This window comes from Janthinobacterium foliorum, assembly GCF_978021625.1.
This window is the reverse complement of sequence record NZ_CDXDQE010000006.1, coordinates 223,827-239,914: the sequence shown is the minus strand read 5'-3', so window position 1 is coordinate 239,914 and position 16,088 is coordinate 223,827. Positions and strand designations below refer to the sequence as shown.

At 63.9% G+C, this 16,088-nt stretch carries 17 protein-coding genes; 11 read left to right on the top strand and 6 right to left on the bottom strand.

What is annotated here, in order from left to right; translation table 11 throughout:
• Positions 1 to 252 precede the first annotated feature (252 nt).
• The 10 genes from ACZ92H_RS15115 to ACZ92H_RS15070 all read left to right on the top strand — a co-directional run bounded on the left by ACZ92H_RS15115 (position 253) and on the right by ACZ92H_RS15070 (position 8,004).
• Positions 253 to 1,926, top strand: a complete 1,674-nt coding sequence (locus tag ACZ92H_RS15115) for a DUF6138 family protein (RefSeq protein WP_465049988.1) — start codon at positions 253 to 255, stop codon at positions 1,924 to 1,926.
• 97 nt (positions 1,927 to 2,023) lie between these two features.
• Entirely contained in the window at positions 2,024 to 2,713 is a 690-nt protein-coding gene (locus ACZ92H_RS15110) for a hypothetical protein (protein WP_465049987.1), read from the top strand.
• Positions 2,714 to 2,737: 24 nt separating this feature from the next.
• Positions 2,738 to 3,070 carry a hypothetical protein gene (locus ACZ92H_RS15105; protein WP_465049986.1) on the top strand — a complete coding sequence of 111 codons (333 nt, stop codon included), beginning with the start codon at positions 2,738 to 2,740 and terminating at the stop codon, positions 3,068 to 3,070.
• Between the two features lie 246 nt (positions 3,071 to 3,316).
• On the top strand, positions 3,317 to 3,958 hold the full coding sequence (locus ACZ92H_RS15100) for a hypothetical protein (protein WP_131369077.1): 642 nt from the start codon (positions 3,317 to 3,319) through the stop codon (positions 3,956 to 3,958).
• 87 nt (positions 3,959 to 4,045) lie between these two features.
• Positions 4,046 to 4,909 (top strand): alpha/beta hydrolase, encoded by an 864-nt coding sequence (locus ACZ92H_RS15095; RefSeq protein ID WP_465049985.1) that lies wholly within the window; start codon positions 4,046 to 4,048, stop codon positions 4,907 to 4,909.
• 109 nt (positions 4,910 to 5,018) lie between these two features.
• A complete protein-coding gene (locus tag ACZ92H_RS15090) occupies positions 5,019 to 5,873 on the top strand; it encodes an undecaprenyl-diphosphate phosphatase (RefSeq protein ID WP_465049984.1) in 855 nt (284 codons plus the stop codon).
• A 53-nt stretch (positions 5,874 to 5,926) separates the two neighbouring features.
• Positions 5,927 to 6,499 (top strand): manganese efflux pump MntP, encoded by a 573-nt coding sequence (gene mntP, locus ACZ92H_RS15085; RefSeq protein ID WP_131369072.1) that lies wholly within the window; start codon positions 5,927 to 5,929, stop codon positions 6,497 to 6,499.
• 436 nt (positions 6,500 to 6,935) lie between these two features.
• Positions 6,936 to 7,142 (top strand): hypothetical protein, encoded by a 207-nt coding sequence (locus ACZ92H_RS15080; protein ID WP_131369070.1) that lies wholly within the window; start codon positions 6,936 to 6,938, stop codon positions 7,140 to 7,142.
• A gap of 237 nt (positions 7,143 to 7,379) precedes the next feature.
• Entirely contained in the window at positions 7,380 to 7,685 is a 306-nt protein-coding gene (locus tag ACZ92H_RS15075; protein ID WP_131369069.1) for a hypothetical protein, read from the top strand.
• Positions 7,675 to 8,004, top strand: coding sequence for a hypothetical protein (locus tag ACZ92H_RS15070; protein ID WP_465049983.1), 330 nt, complete (start codon positions 7,675 to 7,677; stop codon positions 8,002 to 8,004). The genes ACZ92H_RS15075 and ACZ92H_RS15070 overlap by 11 nt, the downstream gene beginning before the upstream one ends.
• Before the next feature lie 22 nt (positions 8,005 to 8,026).
• Here the strand turns inward: ACZ92H_RS15070 and ACZ92H_RS15065 are convergent, their stop codons facing one another.
• Positions 8,027 to 8,248 (bottom strand): hypothetical protein, encoded by a 222-nt coding sequence (locus ACZ92H_RS15065; RefSeq protein WP_131369063.1) that lies wholly within the window; start codon positions 8,246 to 8,248, stop codon positions 8,027 to 8,029.
• Positions 8,249 to 8,391: 143 nt separating this feature from the next.
• Between ACZ92H_RS15065 and ACZ92H_RS15060 the strand changes: the two genes are divergently transcribed.
• Positions 8,392 to 9,111: an SOS response-associated peptidase gene (locus tag ACZ92H_RS15060; RefSeq protein ID WP_465049982.1), complete on the top strand. Its 720-nt coding sequence runs from the start codon at positions 8,392 to 8,394 to the stop codon at positions 9,109 to 9,111.
• A 5-nt stretch (positions 9,112 to 9,116) separates the two neighbouring features.
• Here the strand turns inward: ACZ92H_RS15060 and ACZ92H_RS15055 are convergent, their stop codons facing one another.
• From ACZ92H_RS15055 to ACZ92H_RS15035, 5 genes are all read right to left on the bottom strand, one after another.
• Positions 9,117 to 10,295, bottom strand: coding sequence for a DUF418 domain-containing protein (locus ACZ92H_RS15055; protein ID WP_465050064.1), 1,179 nt, complete (start codon positions 10,293 to 10,295; stop codon positions 9,117 to 9,119).
• A 17-nt stretch (positions 10,296 to 10,312) separates the two neighbouring features.
• Positions 10,313 to 11,230, bottom strand: a complete 918-nt coding sequence (ldcA, locus tag ACZ92H_RS15050; protein WP_465049981.1) for a muramoyltetrapeptide carboxypeptidase — start codon at positions 11,228 to 11,230, stop codon at positions 10,313 to 10,315.
• 35 nt (positions 11,231 to 11,265) lie between these two features.
• Positions 11,266 to 12,183, bottom strand: coding sequence for an alpha/beta fold hydrolase (locus ACZ92H_RS15045; RefSeq protein ID WP_465049980.1), 918 nt, complete (start codon positions 12,181 to 12,183; stop codon positions 11,266 to 11,268).
• 164 nt (positions 12,184 to 12,347) lie between these two features.
• Positions 12,348 to 13,505 carry a hemin-degrading factor gene (locus ACZ92H_RS15040; protein ID WP_465049979.1) on the bottom strand — a complete coding sequence of 386 codons (1,158 nt, stop codon included), beginning with the start codon at positions 13,503 to 13,505 and terminating at the stop codon, positions 12,348 to 12,350.
• 61 nt (positions 13,506 to 13,566) lie between these two features.
• Positions 13,567 to 15,924: a TonB-dependent hemoglobin/transferrin/lactoferrin family receptor gene (locus ACZ92H_RS15035; RefSeq protein ID WP_465049978.1), complete on the bottom strand. Its 2,358-nt coding sequence runs from the start codon at positions 15,922 to 15,924 to the stop codon at positions 13,567 to 13,569.
• Between the last annotated feature and the right edge of the window lie 164 nt (positions 15,925 to 16,088).

The following is a 16,088-nucleotide window of genomic DNA, read 5'->3' as shown; positions in this document are numbered from 1 at the left end:
AGTATCAGATGCGCAGAATACCCAGATGTAACATTTCCGTCCAGCCATACCTGCATTTACTTGATGATCTGTGCGGAAATGCAAAAGCACAGGCGAACACGCCGCAGCGCGGCCTGTCATGCAACATTATGCGAAAGATCACGATCAGCGCTGGCACCTCGGCAGCGTTGTGCGCGGCACCGGACGGCGCCATGTTTTATACTGCCGCGCAAGAATGACTCAAACGCAATATGAATGGAGAGGCAACAGACGATGAGTACACTGCAGGAACAGATAACGGCGGAAATGAGCGCGGCCATCCACGCCTGGTTCGATGAACGGCTGCAGCGCGCAGACCTGCGGCAGTCCGTCGACCGCACCTCCTTGCAAGTGGGTATCTTCAATGACTTCCTGCTCGACTACAAACCGGGCCGCGCCACGGCCGATGACATCGACCTGGACCTGGACATTGACCATGTGCGACCAACAACGTCGGCCCGGCTTGACGATGCGCAGATGCGCGAACTGGTCGTGCCGCAGCTCGCGGCCGTCGTGCAAGCCCGCCTGGCGCCGCTGGTCGACACGCCCATGATCGATTACCGCTTCAGCTGCCGCGGCAAGTTTCAGACGGCGCAGGGCAAGCTGCACCTGCCCGTGCTGGAGTATGTGAACGAGGCCAAGCGCCAGGACTTGCTGGCGCGCATCCATGCCTACGTCGAGCAACGGCTCACGCGCGGCAGCGAGCCGACGCAAGCGCTGGAAACCTTTTTCCTGGCCCGCCACCTGCTCGACGGGCACTTGTTCCCGCAGCTCGACGTGGCATGGGCCATCGCGCAATACGAACGCATCCAGGCATTGAACAAGACCCGGCCGGAGACGCTGGACGAACACCGCCACCACATCATCCGCGCCATCACGCAATGGGCGGAAAACGTTTTCCTGCCACAATTTTACGACCGCGCCCTGTCCGCCTACCGGGCCACGGAGTACACCTTGAAGGCGGGCGCCGCGCCTGACCGGCAAGCGCGGCAGTCGATCGACCTGCTGCTGTATGGGGCCGTGATGATCTTGCGCCATGATGCCAGCTATGCCAAATCGAAAGGCCTGAAGTTCCTGGAAATCGCCCGTGAACTGGGCAGCGAGCGGGCCGTGCGCATGCTGGCGGAAGGCAGCGGCACGTTCAAGGAGGAGGAAATCCATCTCGACAATACGCTGCTGGCATGCCGCGCCAACGATGTGTTCGCCACGATTACCATCAGCATTGTCCAGGAAGGGGAAGAGGCGTATGCGCAGGCGCTGGCCTTCATCACGCATTTGCTGCGCGCCGGTTTCCCGAAAAGCTACCAGATCAAGCTCAAATCGAAGGACAAGCAGTACCTGCCCATCAAAGGCTTGGCGAAATCCGATACGCACCGCTTCTTTGCCAACGCCCTCGCCTACCCCGCCCTGCATGCGCAACTGCAAGACTATGCGCGCGCGGCCATGCAGCAGTATGAATTTTATGCCGATACGGAAGGCGAAAAGAATTGCATGCCTGGCAGCTATGCCGTGTTCGGCCTGGGCTTGCTGGACAGCCGCCATTTCCCGCTGGTGCAAGACTACATGGCACAGGTGGATGAGGAACACCAGTCGGTGCAGGATGCCTACACTGCGGCTTTCGTGGCACGGCATGGCGTCACCTTGGAAAGCATTCCCGTACTGGTGGCGTGCCTGCGCGCGTGCACGGATGACGTGAAGCTCAAGGTGCAGGCGCAGTTCGAGGACGTGGAAAAGCTGGCTTGCCTGTACCAGCAGCTGCAGGAGCTGGAAGGCTATCTGGCGGAGCATGTGCTGTACGCCATCTGGGGCAAGCCGGAAAAGCTGGCGGCCCTGGCGCGCAAGGCGGATGGCCGCCGCAAGGAGCTGCTGCTGGCCTTGATCGCGGCGGCAGACAAGGCTGATGCCTAAAGTGCGCAACGTTATGACTTTCACCATATACAATGCGCAGCGCCAGAGTTGCCTTAAAGCATTTCTGGCGCCTGACATCGCATCGTGGAGAAAATATATGCAACAAACGAAACCATTCCCGGCCGCCCGGTTACTGGCCGCCACCCTTGCCGCCGCTGCGCTGGCGCAGCCTACCATGGCAGCCGAAGCCGCCACAACGGAACTGGCGCCGGTGGCCGTCGCCAATCTGTACATCCAGACCATCATCAACCAGGATGCGGCAAGCGTCGCCAAGCTCAACGCCTATTTGCGCCCTACGCGCCTGGCGGGCCAGCAGTCGGCCGAGTATGCGTCATTGAGCGCGCTGCAAGAGACCACCGCGCAATTCCCGAAGGAAACCGGCAAGCTGATCGCCGACCTGTTCCCTGCCAGCATGCGCGCAACGGTGACGCCAGCGGCCGAACTGCTGGCCGCGAACGTCATCGCCGCCAAGAACGGCGCCGTGTGCCAGGCCACCAAGGCCGACCCCGTGACGGTGGAAAACGGCATGCAGACGGCTGTCGTCAGCTTTGAATGCCAGGTCGTCAAGGTGCCCGTTGCGTGGGCGCCGGCGGCACAGCAACTGGCGAAGAGCGGTTGCAAGGTGGAACAATGCGTGGCCGGCCTGCAAAAAATCGCCGCGACGTACACCACTTCGCCGAAGCAGGCGTGGCGCGCCGTGTTTGCCGTCAGCCGCGAAAAGAATTCGGAAGCGTGGCGCAACGATTTTGCGCGCGAAACGTTCGATGAAATCTGGGAATACCTGTAATCGCGCGCCGGCCTGCAATCTGCCATGGATAAACCGAAGCTGACACCCGTCGCCCAGTCAGCAGGCCTGGCCTTGCTGCGCCTGCTCGATCCTGGCTACGTGGAAGGCGCGCTGAGCGAGCAGGCATTGGCGCAAGACCTGGCCAGCCTGCACGCCAGGCAATTGCTGGCCCTGCTGCGCCGCCTGCGCGCCGCGCAATCGAATCAGCACGATTATGCGGGCGCCAGTCCCGCCCAGGCCGAACGGGAGTTCGGCGCCGCCATCGCCGCCGTCAAGGCGGAACTGGCGACGCGTCCGCATATCCCGAACAAGCAGGAAGCCAGGGCCTTGCGCCAGGCGGCGGCGAAGCGGCGTTAAGCGGCATTCAGCGGGCAGCAGGCGCCCCGGCCCGCCAGCGGCGCCTCCCCAGGCACCGGGCGCCACGGGAGCGCGATGGCAGCCCCAAGATGCATGGCCTTCGTTTCGGCGAGGGCAGCGGGCTGCTGCGCCAGGCCATCAGCGGCGCGCCCGGGCCCGGCGTCAGACGGCCATCCTGCCGTGCGCGGCGGCGCGCCGCTGCCCTCCTATAATCAGGGCACGACCGCGCTATTGAAAGGATACTCCATGCCCACGCCGTTTTCCCGCCACCTGTTGCGCCTTGCCGCGCTCGCCGCAACCAGCCTGGCCAGCCTGCAAGCAGCCAGCGCCCAGCAAATCGGCCCCGTCGACGCGCGCGCCGTCTGGCAGGAACGCTCGCTGTCCGCCTGCCGCAGCGACACCTCCGCGAGCGCCCCCGACGTCTGCCTGCTGCGCACCATGCAGCGCAGCGGCGCGCGGCCGCAAGCCATCGCCGCCGCCAGGATGCTCGTAAAGGCGGACAAGGCGGGCTTCATTTCCGCCTGGCGGCCGCTGGGCAAGGCGGCGCTGGCCACCGTCACCTATCCGTTTCGCGCCAACACGAATGAAGGCACCTTGCTGATCGGCAGCGATGGCGCGGCCATCGACGTCGACGAGGGCTCCGTGCGCGAGGAAGACCGCGCCACGCCCGCCTGGCGCGCCTTTGTTGCCGCCCATCCGGACGCCATGCCGTTCGCGCCCGCCGAATTCGTCGGCGCCACGGCCACCGCCGACGGCGGCCACAGCGCGCTGTTTTCCACCCCGCTAAAAACCTGCCATGCCTGCGCCGACGATGGCGCCCTGCTGGTCGCCTATGCCATCGACAAGGATGGCATCGTGCGCGAACGAAAACTATTGGCGATCAAGTAATGCTGCATCAAAGATAAGTTAAAATTGCTCGATGGCATGTCTATACGAGTTACATGCCATCGATCCAATTACTTATCAAAGGAAAACATGCGCCTTTCACGCTTGACTCTGCACCTTGCCGCCGCCCTCCTGCTCTCCAGCGGCGCCACTTTCCAGCTTGCCAGCGCCGCCCCTGCCGCCGCCAGCGCGGCCACGCCGCTGATCATCGGCGAGAGTTTCACCATCGATTCGCAGGCATTGAAGGAAAAGCGCCACATCAACGTGTACATGGCGCGCGCCTGGGATACCCCGCCCGACGCGCCATTGCCCGTGCTGTACATGCCGGACGGCGGCGTGGCCGAAGACCTCCTGCATGTCGCCGGCCTGCTGCAGGTGTCGGTGGCGAATGGCACGATGCGGCCCTTCATGCTGGTCGGCATGCAAAATACCCAGCGCCGGCGCGACTTGACGGGACCGACCGAGAATGCGGAAGACCGCAAGATCGCTCCCGTGGTCAGCGGCGCGTCCGCCTACCGCTCTTTTATTCGCGATGAGCTGATGCCGGAAATCACGCGCCGCTACCGCACGACGGGCGAGACGGCCATCGTGGGCGAATCGCTGGGCGGCCTGTTCGTGGTGGAAACCTATCTGCTGGAACCGCAACTGTTCGACCATTACCTGGCGTTCGATCCCAGCCTGTGGTGGAACCATGGCGCCCTGCCGCGCCAGGCGGCAGCCCTGCTGGCCAAGGGCAAGCCCGGCAAGCACAGCCTGTACCTGGCGTCCAGCAGCGAAGCGGGCATTGCCGTGGAAGTGCAGCGCCTGGCCGACGTGCTGCAGCAACAGGCGCCCGCAGGCCTGCAATGGCATGTGGAAAAGATGCCGGAAGAAACCCACGGCACGATCTACCATCCGGCTGCCCTGAAGGCGTTCAGGACCGTGTTCAAGCCGCAGGCACCGGCCAAGCAGTAAAACATGGACAAACTGTAATCTCGCGCGCGGTTCAAGCGCGCGAGCGGGCGAGTAAAATCGGCTGCCCTTTCCGGCAGCCGTTTTTCCGCCCACCTGATTGCCAACGTCCATGAGCTTCCTACAACTGTTTATTCTCTCCATCGTCCAGGGCTTCGCCGAACTGCTGCCCGTTTCCAGTTCCGCCCACGTCATCATGGCGGAAAAACTGATGGGCCTGGATCCCACCTCGCCCGAACTGACCATGCTGCTGGTGATGCTGCACACCGGCACCATGTTTGCCGTCATCGTATATTTCTGGAAATCCTGGCGCGCTACCTACTTCAGCTCGACCGCGGCCTTTCGCGGCAATGTGCTGCTGCTCGTGGCCGCCACGGCCCTGACGGGCATCGTCGGCTTTGGCTTGCTCAAAGGCATCACCCACGTCATGCGCAGGGATGCGCCCGGCTTCGAGATCGAGCACCTGTTCGGCAACGCCAAGCTGATGGCAGGCGCGCTGGCCGCCGCCGGCGCGCTGATCATCGCCTCGTCGCGCCTGAAAGTGCGTGAAGGCGGCACCTTGTCCATTGGCAAGGCAATGGTGATCGGCGCCGTGCAAGGCCTGTGCCTGCCTTTCCGGGGCTTTTCCCGCTCCGGCGCCACCATTTCGGCCGGCATCGCCATGGGCGTGCCGCAGCGCCGCGCGGAGGAATTCAGCTTTGCCCTGGCCGTGGTGCTGACCCCGGCCGTGCTGGCGAAGGAAGGCTGGCGCTTCTACCAGGCCGTCGCCAGTGGCAGCCTGGACCATTTACAGCACGGCAACAGCCTGCTGCATTTGCTCGGCCCCAGCCTGCTGGGCATGCTGCTGTCGTTCCTCGCCGGCTTGCTAGCCCTGCGCTGGCTGTCGCGCTGGCTGGAACAGGGACGCTGGCATTTCTTTGGCGCCTATTGCCTGCTGGCCTCGTTGGTGGTGCTGTACGTAGGGTAAAATCGCCGGGTTTCTCGAACCACATCCCAGCCAGGTACCACTGAAAGCCAACGATGAATTTTGCCGCCACTGCCGCCCTCTCGCTCGCCATGTCCACGGACGCCTTCGCGGCCGCCGTGGGCAAGGGTGCCGCCCTGCACAAACCCCGATGGCGCGAAGCGCTGCGCACGGGCCTGATCTTCGGCGTCATCGAAGCCATCACGCCCGTCATCGGCTGGGCGCTGGGCAGCGTGGCCGCGCCGTACGTGGAAGCATGGGACCACTGGATCGCCTTCAGCTTGCTGGGCATCATCGGCCTATTGATGATACGCAACGCCCTTTCCGGCGCCGAGGAAGACGAAGCGCCGGCGCAAACGCATTCGTTCTGGGTGCTGGCCGTGACGGGCCTGGCCACCAGCATCGACGCCATGGTGGTGGGCGCCGGCCTGGCCTTGCTGGGGGCAAACATTGTCGTGACGGCCGCCGCCATCGGCTTTTCCACCTTCGTCATGGTGACCCTGGGCGTGATGCTGGGCCGCGTGCTGGGCACGGTGGCGGGACGGCGCGCCGAACTGGTGGGCGGCCTGGTGCTGATCATCATCGGCTGCGTGATTTTATACGAGCATATCGGCCATCCGGCAGGCTAAGCCCGGCAGCGCGCCTGCCATCATGATAGCCGCCGGCAGCGCGCCAAGCGGTTGCGCGCCAGGCTGTTCCTCGGCTATGCCGGCGCGCTGCCCTGTGGCGTAGCGGCCAGTCTGAAAGCGCTAATGAATCAGTGCATGCAGGCGATAGCGTGGGCGTCAGATGCTGCCGCCGCAGGATGACGGTGCCGTGCAGCGACGGCGACTGCTTCATCCATGAAGTAAACCGCGCGGCTGTCCTTGGCGTGGGCGACAACGACCATTATCTGTCCGAACAAGCCTGCCCGCAATGCGCGCTGGACATCCTGCGCACCGAACACCGGCACGGCCAGCGCGACGCCTGGCGCCCCGCGCGCACGCCACCGGCAGGCCACAGGGAATCCGAGCCGCTTTATGCTACATTAAACGCTCTGCATTCATGTCTCGCTAGGTGACCGATATGGAAACTCTGGAGCTGCTTTTTGCCTCGCTGGTGCGCGATACGGCCGAATCGATCCGCGACCACCACGTCCCTTTTGCCATCAAACACGACGAGCGCGCCTATTTCGAATGGATGGACGGGCATCCGATCGACGGGTATATCCAGGAAGCCTATCGCGAGATCGAGGAAACGGCCCAGCAGCTCCGCGCCATCCGCGCGGGGTGATCGCGCCTGGCAAAATCGGCTGCACGGGGCGCTTTGCGGCCGGCGATGCGCACCGTACTCGCGGACGCTTGCGCTTTTTAGTCACAAATCACGGCCGCCTGCCTTGACTTTGCCCGGCGTCATGACGCTGGTTGGATCGTGGATAAAAATTGGAGTATTGATCCAAATCAAACACTCCTTTATTTCAACCGTGCAGTGCATCCCGTACCGCGACAATTGGTGCTGGAGGCGACCAATATGGATCAGCAACAAAAACACCAGATCAGGGGCTATGAATTTCATGTGGCGGGGGCGCTGGAGAAGGATGGGCGCTACCGGGGCATGATCTTGATCAGCAAGCGCGGCGACACGCAGCAAGTGTATGCCAAGCCCGTGCTGATCGAGACGGCCAGCAGTTTCAAGTCCGTGCACGCGGCCCTGATCGAAGCGTCGGCATACGCGCAGGAAATTATCTATAACGGCGCCATCAAGGCGCTGTTGCCGGCGGACTTGCCTGTCGGCGGCAAAGCGACGCCGCAGCCGCCGAACTTGGTTGGCAATTAAAGAAGGGCAAGGCGATCCTGACGCCAAGGGCGGCGCGTATAATCACGCGCTTTCCTCGATCACACTCAACACCATGGAATTTGTCAATTTACCGCTGGTCTTCCTCGTCGGCTGTGCGCTGATCGCCTTGCTGGCCAGGAAGAATGGTCATTCGTGGTATCTGTTTTTCTTTGCCGTCGCCGTGCCGGCGCCGTTACTGCTGCTGGCCTTGCCACATGTGCTGGGCGCGGAAATCGCCTCGCTGACTTCCGTGCGCCTGGGTGCCGCCCTGCTCTTTCCACTGGCGGGCCTGCTGCTGGCCTTACGGCGCAAGCAATAAAGCAGCCCCGGCAAAAACTGCCTCAACGCATCTGCGCGCCATCGGCCAGGCGCCAGCCTACCGACAAGGCCAGTTGCTGCGCCTCTTTTTCATTGCTGCAATCGTCGTAATCGCAGGTATCGGCATACGCGCCGCACGCCTGGTTCTGGCTCACGTAGGAACCGACCCAGCGGCCGTCACGGCGCTGGCTGGCCGTGGCGCTGATGGTAAAACCTTTGTGGATGGTGGGATTTTCAAAAGGCATATTTCCTCCGAGGCAAGAAGCGTCAGGGATCTGACTGGCTCCACTGTGCACCTTGCGGCCGCCACTGTCTGTACGTTTGACCACACTCACGAAAAGGCCGGTCGCCGCGCCCGTGCCGCCAGGCGATCGGGTATGATTCCGCCATGTGTGGACGATTCGATCAAAATGACACGGCGCGCGTGCTGGCGTCGTCTTTCGGCTGGACCGACGCGGTGTTCGACAGCGAGGCCGAGCCGCACCTGAATGTCGCACCCGGCACGTACCGGCCCGTGCTGCATATCGACGATGGCGTGCACCGCGTCGACGACGTCTTCTGGGGCTACCGCCCCGCCTGGGCCGCACAGGCCACGCCGGCGCCCGGCAAGAAAAAAATCCCCATCGCCATCAATGCGCGCCTGGAAAAACTGGCCGGCGCCTACTGGAAGCCGTTGCTGCGCGCGGGACGCGGCATCGTCTGCGTCGATGGCTGGTATGAATGGACGGGCGAAAAAGGCGCGAAGCAGCCATGGCATATCCACCGCAAGGATCGCGCGCGCCTGTTCCTGCTGGTACTGGCCCAGTTCGGCCCGTACCGGCACAGCCGCGAGGAAGCGGGCTTCGTGCTGGTGACGGCAGACAGCCTGGGCGGCATGGTCGATATCCACGACCGGCGCCCCGTTGCCGTCAGCCGCGAAGACGCGCAGCGCTGGCTCGACCCCGCATTGCCCCCGGAACAAGCACTGCATGTGGCGCGCACCTGCATGCTCGATACCGAGTTATTTGAATGGCATGCCGTCGACAATCCCCTGGTGCCGTCCGCCAAGGCCAAGGCCGCGCCACCGGCCGCGGCGCAAAGCGCGTTCGACTGGGGCAGCGACGCATGAAGAAACTAAGGCAGCCGCGCCAGCCGGCGCCACAGCGCCTCCATGGGCCCTTGCCGGAAGTATCTGAGCCAGTATCGGCTGAGCACGACTTGCGCCGCCATCATCAGCACGGCCAGCCCCAGCATCTCGGCCGGACGCAGCGTGGCTCCCCAGCCCAGGCCCCAGCCCTGCAGCAGCCAGGTACCGATCACCGATTGCAACAAATAGTTGCTTAGTGCCATGCGCCCCACAGGCGCCAGCCACGCGGCCAGCCAGCGCAGCATGAACGGCCCGGCCAGCATCAGCGCCGCCACGTAGCCGGCCGCCAGCACGGGTCCGCCGGCAAACATGGCCGCCTCGAACAGGGGCGCATCGAACACTTGCTGATACGGGTCGGCAACTTGCAAGGCGATGGCGGCGGCGGCCAGCAAATTGAACGGCAGTCCCACGCCCAGCCCTACGCCCCGCACCCAGCGCCACACGCGCCGGTGGCGCTGCGGCCGCGTCAGCCAGCCACAGCGCACGGAGAGTATGCCCAGCAGGAACAGCACGATGATGTGCGGCAGCATGACGACGGCGTACAGCAGCGAGACGAGGAAATCGTTGGCGCGCAGCCTGGCCACGGCCCAGGCGCTGCCTTGCGTGTACACGGCAAAGCGGGCGGCAAAGCCTTGCAGGTCCTTTGCCGTATCCGCCACGCCGCCCTGCTGCCCGACGGGGATCAGCAAACACATGAACAGCAGGAAGCCGCCCGCCACCAGCCAGGCGCGGTTGCGCACGCGGCTCAGCCGCGCCCCCGCCAATGGCAGGATCAACATGCCGGCGACCGCATACGAGGTCAGCACGTCGCCGCTCCAGATGAGGAAACCATGCAGCAAGCCAGCCACCAGCAGCCAGCGCAGGCGGCGTGCATATGCCGCTTGCGCCTGCTCCCAGCCGCCCAGCTGGCGCTGCAGGGAACGTGTCTGCAGGGCAAAGCCGGCACCGAACAAAAAGGCGAAGACGGGATAGAACTTGAATTGCGCCAGTGCCGCCACGAGGAAGATCACAAGCTGGTCGAACACGGGCGGCTGCGCCGGCAAGGTGCCGTAACGCAAGGAAATGGTGCCCCAGGCAAAGCCCCATATATTCACCAGCAAAATGCCAAACACGGCGATGCCGCGCAGCACATCGAGCTGCAGCAGCCTGCCGGGCTTGGCGCGCACGGAGTCCAAGGCGGCGTTCAGGGGCGCGACAAGGTGGGGTAGTCCGTCACCTGCAGGGTGAAGCCGGCCGCATCCGATTGCAACCGTGCCTGCCCGCCGAACGGCAAGGTGACGCGGCGGCGGATATGGCCGAACTCCAGCCCCGTCAGCACGGGCACGGGCGAGCGCTGGCGCACATAGGCCAGCATGGCGTCGAAATCGTAGCCCTTGTCCATGGGACTCAATTTATAGGCGGAAAAGTCGCCGAGCACCACGGCCCGCTGGCGCTGCAGCACGCCCGCGTGCAGCAATTGCAGCAGCATGCGCTCGACCCGGTACGGGTGTTCGTTGACGTCTTCCAGGAACAGGATGCCGCCATCGATGTGAGGAAAATATGGCGTGCCCAGCAGATGCACGAGCATGGCCAGGTTGCCGCCCCATAATTTCCCCGTCACTTCGACGTGCGGATTGCCTTGTGCCACGCCCGTCACCGTGTGCGCGGGACCTTCCAGGCACGACCACAGCTGGTCCAGCGTGAACGGCTCCACCTCTTCACGCGTGAAATCGTCGCAGATCATGGGGCCGGCAAAGCTGGCGCGGCCCGCTTTCGCCATCAGACCCATGTGGAAGGCCGTGAAGTCGCTGTAGCCGACGAACAGCTTGCCGCTGTCCGCCATGCGTTCAAAATCGATCTCGGGCAGGAGGCGGCTGATGCCATAGCTGCCGCGCAAGGCGAGCACGACTTGCACGGTCGGGTCGCTTGCCGCCGCGTCAAGCTGCGCCAGACGGCCCGCGTCCGTGCCGCCGAAGCGCTGGAAGGTGTGCTCGGGGTCGTAGTAATTGTGGACGGTGGCGCCTTGCGCCCGCAGGCGGGCGATGCCGCGCGCCAAGGCCGCCTCGTCGGGCGCTGCACCGCCCGGCGCGACGATGGCGATGCCAATCTCAGGTGTCTTCAAAATATGCCCAAGCCTTCAAAAAATGGTGGGCGCGCCTAGGCTGGCTGGGAGCGCATCTGGGGCGCCATCTTACCTTGCAGATGCACATCGATCAAGGCGAGCAGGCGCTCGATCAGCTGGGGCGGCATGTCATGCCCCATGCCCTCGATGACTTCCAGCCGGGCACCGGGGATCAGCGCGGCCGTATCGATGCCGCAAGCGACGGGGATCAGGGGATCGGCCGCGCCATGGATCACCAGCGCCGGGCACGTGATGCTGGGCAGCAAGGCCGTGCGTTCGCCCGACGCGGCGATGGCGACCATTTGCCGCGCCACGCCTTCCGGGCAACTGCCCCGCTCCAGCGCCGCTTCGATGCGCTGGTACAGCAATCTTTCCGACACGGGATAGGCAGGACTGCCGATGACGCGCACGGTGGCGGCCATGTGCGCCATCAGTTCGGCGCGGCTGGCATTGCGTTTCGGACGTTGCAATAAGGCGTTGCGCGCCGCCCGCGTGGGACCGGGCAAACCGCGCCGGCCGCTGCTCGACATGATGGAGGTCAGGCTGAGCACCTGCTGCGGCGCGCGCGCCGCCATCACTTGCGCGATCATGCCGCCCATGGACACGCCGATCACGTGCGCCTGGGCGATGCGCAGGGCCGCCAGCAAGCCCAGCGCGTCCTCCGCCATGTCGTTCAGGGTGTAGGATGTTTTCAGGGGCCAGCCCAGCAGGTTTTTCACGTAGGCCAGCGGCAAATAGGGCTTGCCCGCCAGCGCCATCTTGCTCGACAGGCCGCTGTCGCGGTTGTCGAAGCGCACCACCCGAAAGCCCTGCTCGACGATGCCTTCGACAAAGTCGGCGGGCCAGGCGATCAGCTGCATGCCCAGGCCCATCACCAGCATCACGCACGGATCGTCGGGATCGCCGTGGCTTTCATAGGCTATGTTGAGGCCGTTCGCCATGATGGTTGCCATGATTGCCTCTCTTCCAGGAACCAGCACGCAGGCACGATCGCTGCGGCCTTGGAATCAGCATACCACTATTGTGCTTCAGACATGAGGCCGGCACGCGGCACCCACACTGAAGTGTTGCCGCACCGTTACGCCGGGCGGCAACACTGCCATGTCAGCGACGCTGCTTACTTGGCTTTTGGCAAGGAATCGGCCAGGTCCACCCAGCTTTGCGGCTGCGGCTTGCCGCGCTCGCGCACGCCGAAGAAGGAGACCACTTGCGTGCCGTCGTTATCGAAGAATTCCACGGATGTCACGCCGCCGCGCTTGACGACCCAGCCGCTGCGCAGGGCGGTGTCGCGGATGTGCAGGTTGAAGTCCGGGTCCAGCACGTTGAAGAAGCCGCCGGCGGCCATGGTTTTTTCGATCTTGCCGCTGTAGATCTGCGTCAAGCCGTCATTGCCCAGGAAGACCATGATGGCGACCTTGTTCTTCGCCGCGTTTTCCAGCAAGGTGCGCAGCGCTTGGGGCGTCACGCGCTCGACCACGCCGGCCGGCGCCAGGCGCAGCGCCTGTTCGCGCGACAGGTGGAATTCGCGCATGATTTGCGCAAACTGGTGCACGTCCGTCATGTCCTTCCAGGCCAGCTGGAATTCCTTGACGTCGATCTCGCTATCGGGTTTTTCCGCCGCTTTCGGCGCCACGGCCAGCACGTTCAGCTCCGCGCTTTGCTGCGGCATGCGGAAGGCGGCCACCAGCTTGTCGTAGACGGCCACGCCCGGCTCGTTGCGCAAATAAATCTTGTGCACGGCCGTGCCGTTGGCGTCGAAGAATTGCAGGCTGCGCGTGGGCTTGCCGTCACGACCGGGCTGGACCACGGCAAACGCATATTTCCAGTTGTCAAAATGGAAGCGCAGGTCGATCTGGCCGCCCAGGTAGCCGCCGGCGATATTGCGCTGGCGCGCTTCCGTTTCCGGATCCTGCTTCGCATCGGCCTGTTCCGACTTGTCGCCCGCCTGCTTGAACTTGCTGGCAGTGCCCGTCGTTTCGATGACGCCGTTTTCATTGCGCGTAATGGCTTGCACCACGCCCAGGTCCAGCGCGGCGCGCATGATTTCGCGCGGCTGGTTGCCGTCGGCCTGCAGGCGCGTGACGCCATTGCCGATATTGGTTGCCAGCAATTGCGCTTCCGAGACACCCAGCGCGCGCGCCGCGTCGCGGATCTGCAGCTTCGGCTGCTCCGCGCGCAAGGTGGACCAGCGTTCCGCCAAAGTGGCTGGGGCCGCATATGCGTTTGCAATCAGCAGGCTGCCTAGCAGGGATAGAACGAGTTTGGATAACTTCATAGAGAGACCATTCAATCAAACATGGATAAAAAGAGGGGCAGGCGCCCCTCCCCGGTACAAATCAATAATTGATGCTGAGGCTGGCGGCGACGTTGCGGCCCGGCTTGGCATAGCGCTCGATCTCGGCGCGGTTGGCGGCCGTGGTGCCGGCGGCCAGGCTGCGCGCGGCGGCGTAATCCCAGTACTTGCGGTCCGTCAAGTTGTACACGCCGACAATGATCTTGGCGTTCTTGTGCACGTTCCAGTACGTCGACAAGTCGAAGATGGTGTACGACGGCACCTTGTAGCGCGGCGCGGTCGTGCCCATCAACAGGTCGTTCGGCGCCTGTTTCTCGCCTGCATGCAGGGCCGTCAGTTCCATGCCGAACAGCTGGTTCGCATGGTCGTAGCCGAAGGTCAGCGCCGTCTTGGCCGGTCCCACCGAGGCCAGGCCGCCGCTCTCGCCCGTCTGGGTATTGAAGGAGCGGCCCTTGGCCACGCCCGTGGCCAGGTCGACGCGGTAACCCTGCATGGCGGGCGACCAGGCGCCCAGTTCCGCGCGCAAGCTCAGCTCGCCGCCCCAGGTGCGCGCGTCGCCGATGTTTTCAGGGCGGAACAGGCCTTGCACGATGGTGGGGAAGTTGACGGGATCATCTTCCTGCGCCACGTACTCGATCATATTCTTGTATTGCGTCTGGTAGACGGAAGCGTGCATGCTCAAGCCCTTGACGATGTCGCCCTTCAGGCCCAGCTCATAGGCCTGGCTGGTTTCCTTGCGCAGATTCGCATTGCCCAGCACGGCATAACCGGTGCCCGTGCCCGTGTAGCTGAAGGAATCGTAGGTGCCCGTGCGCTCGGCCGCCGTCGGCAGGCGCGTGCCGCGCGTCACGGTGGCGTAGGCGTTCAGTTGCGGCAGCACTTCCACGGACAGGCTCAGGCTCGGCGTGAAATAGGTATCGCTTTCCTTGCGCACTTCCTTGGCGGCATTGGGCACGGCGATGACATAGTTTTGCAGGTTTTTCGGCTCCAGCTTGCGATAGTCGGCGCGCAGGCCCGGCGTCAGCACGGCTTTCTTGCCGCCCACGTCAAAACTGTAGTCGTCGCGCACGTACACGGCCACCTTGGTGCTGTCCATGTCGGCCATGCGGTTCTTGCGCGTGATCTGGTGCACGCCCGTGGCGATGATGGTGCGGTCCTCCACCCATGGCCGGCGCGATTTGGCCTGCTCCAGCTGCACGCCGTACAGCAGCGCGTTGTCGGCGTTGAGCTGCTTGGTCGCTTCCGACGTCAGGCCGATGCTGTCATTCTTGAAGCTGGTGTCGATGGTGCGCTGCGACGGACTGCCGAAGGTGTAGCGGCCTTGCGTCTGGTCATCGATTTTCGCATTCTGCAGATACACTTTCGACGTCAGGCGGTCGAACAGGGCGAAGTCCTTCAGCGCCACGTCGTGGCCCAGGCTGACGCGCGTGCGTTTGGTGGTGGAATCCTGCTGCACGCCGGTCGGGTAATACGTGCTGACCTTGTTGCGCAGATCGCGCTTGTTCTTGCGCTCGAACATGTCGACCGTCAAGTCCAGCTTTTGTTCGCCCGGCAAGGCCCACACCAGCTTCGACAGCAAGGCGTTCGAATGCCAGTCATCCGGATTGACGGGGGCGCTGCCGCGGCTGTCCGTCTGCTCGCCATCGCGGTGCACGTACACGGCCAGGCCCTGCAGGCTGGCGCCGATCTTGGCGGCACCCGTCAAGGTATGCGCATTGCTGCGGTCGGCCGTGGCGCGGCCATATTTGTAGGCCACGTAATGGTCCACGCCTACCCCCAGGTAATCCTCGGGCGACTTGGTGATGAAAGCCACGCTGCCGCCCAGGCCAGGATTGGCGCCGCTGGCGGCCGTGGTGCCCGAGTCGATGCGCACTTCGCGGAAGGTGTCAGGATCAAAATAGTCACGGCCCGTGCCGAAGGCGTTCAAGGTGGTGCCATCCGGCTTCGGCGCCGCGTCCGGCAGCGAAATGCCGTCCACGTCCAGGCTGACCCGGTTGCCTTCCATGCCGCGGATGTTGTAGCCCGTGTTGCCCGAACCATCCCACACGCTGCCGGCGCCCGATGCCGCCATTGGCGTGCTGATCAATGGCTGATAGCGCACGATGCCGCCCATGTCCATCACGCCGCGGCGTTCCAGGTCTTCGCTCGTGATGACCGTCTTGGTGCCGGCGCGGCGCTCGTAGTCCTGCTTGGCATTGACGACGATTTCCGGGAAGACGGGCAGCCTGGCCGGTTCCTGGGCGGCCGTGCCCGCATTGATGGCGGCGTTTTGCGCGACGGCCGGCAGCATGGGGGCAGCAAACAAACCCAGCAAGGCGGCGCGCAGCACCAGGTTATGGCGGCGGGCAGGAACGGGGGATACGACGGGCGCAGCGGAGCGCTGCAGAAGCACTGTAGTCATGATGATCCGGTGGAAGAGTGAAGGCTGGCTCTTGAACCTGGATCGATGACGATGCGCAAGGGAAGTTTGCTGGCGAAAACAACACTGTAACACGAATCATTCTCATTTGAGAATGGCAAAGTGGTCTAGACAGATGTTATTTCGCAACAGTTATGAAAAATGCC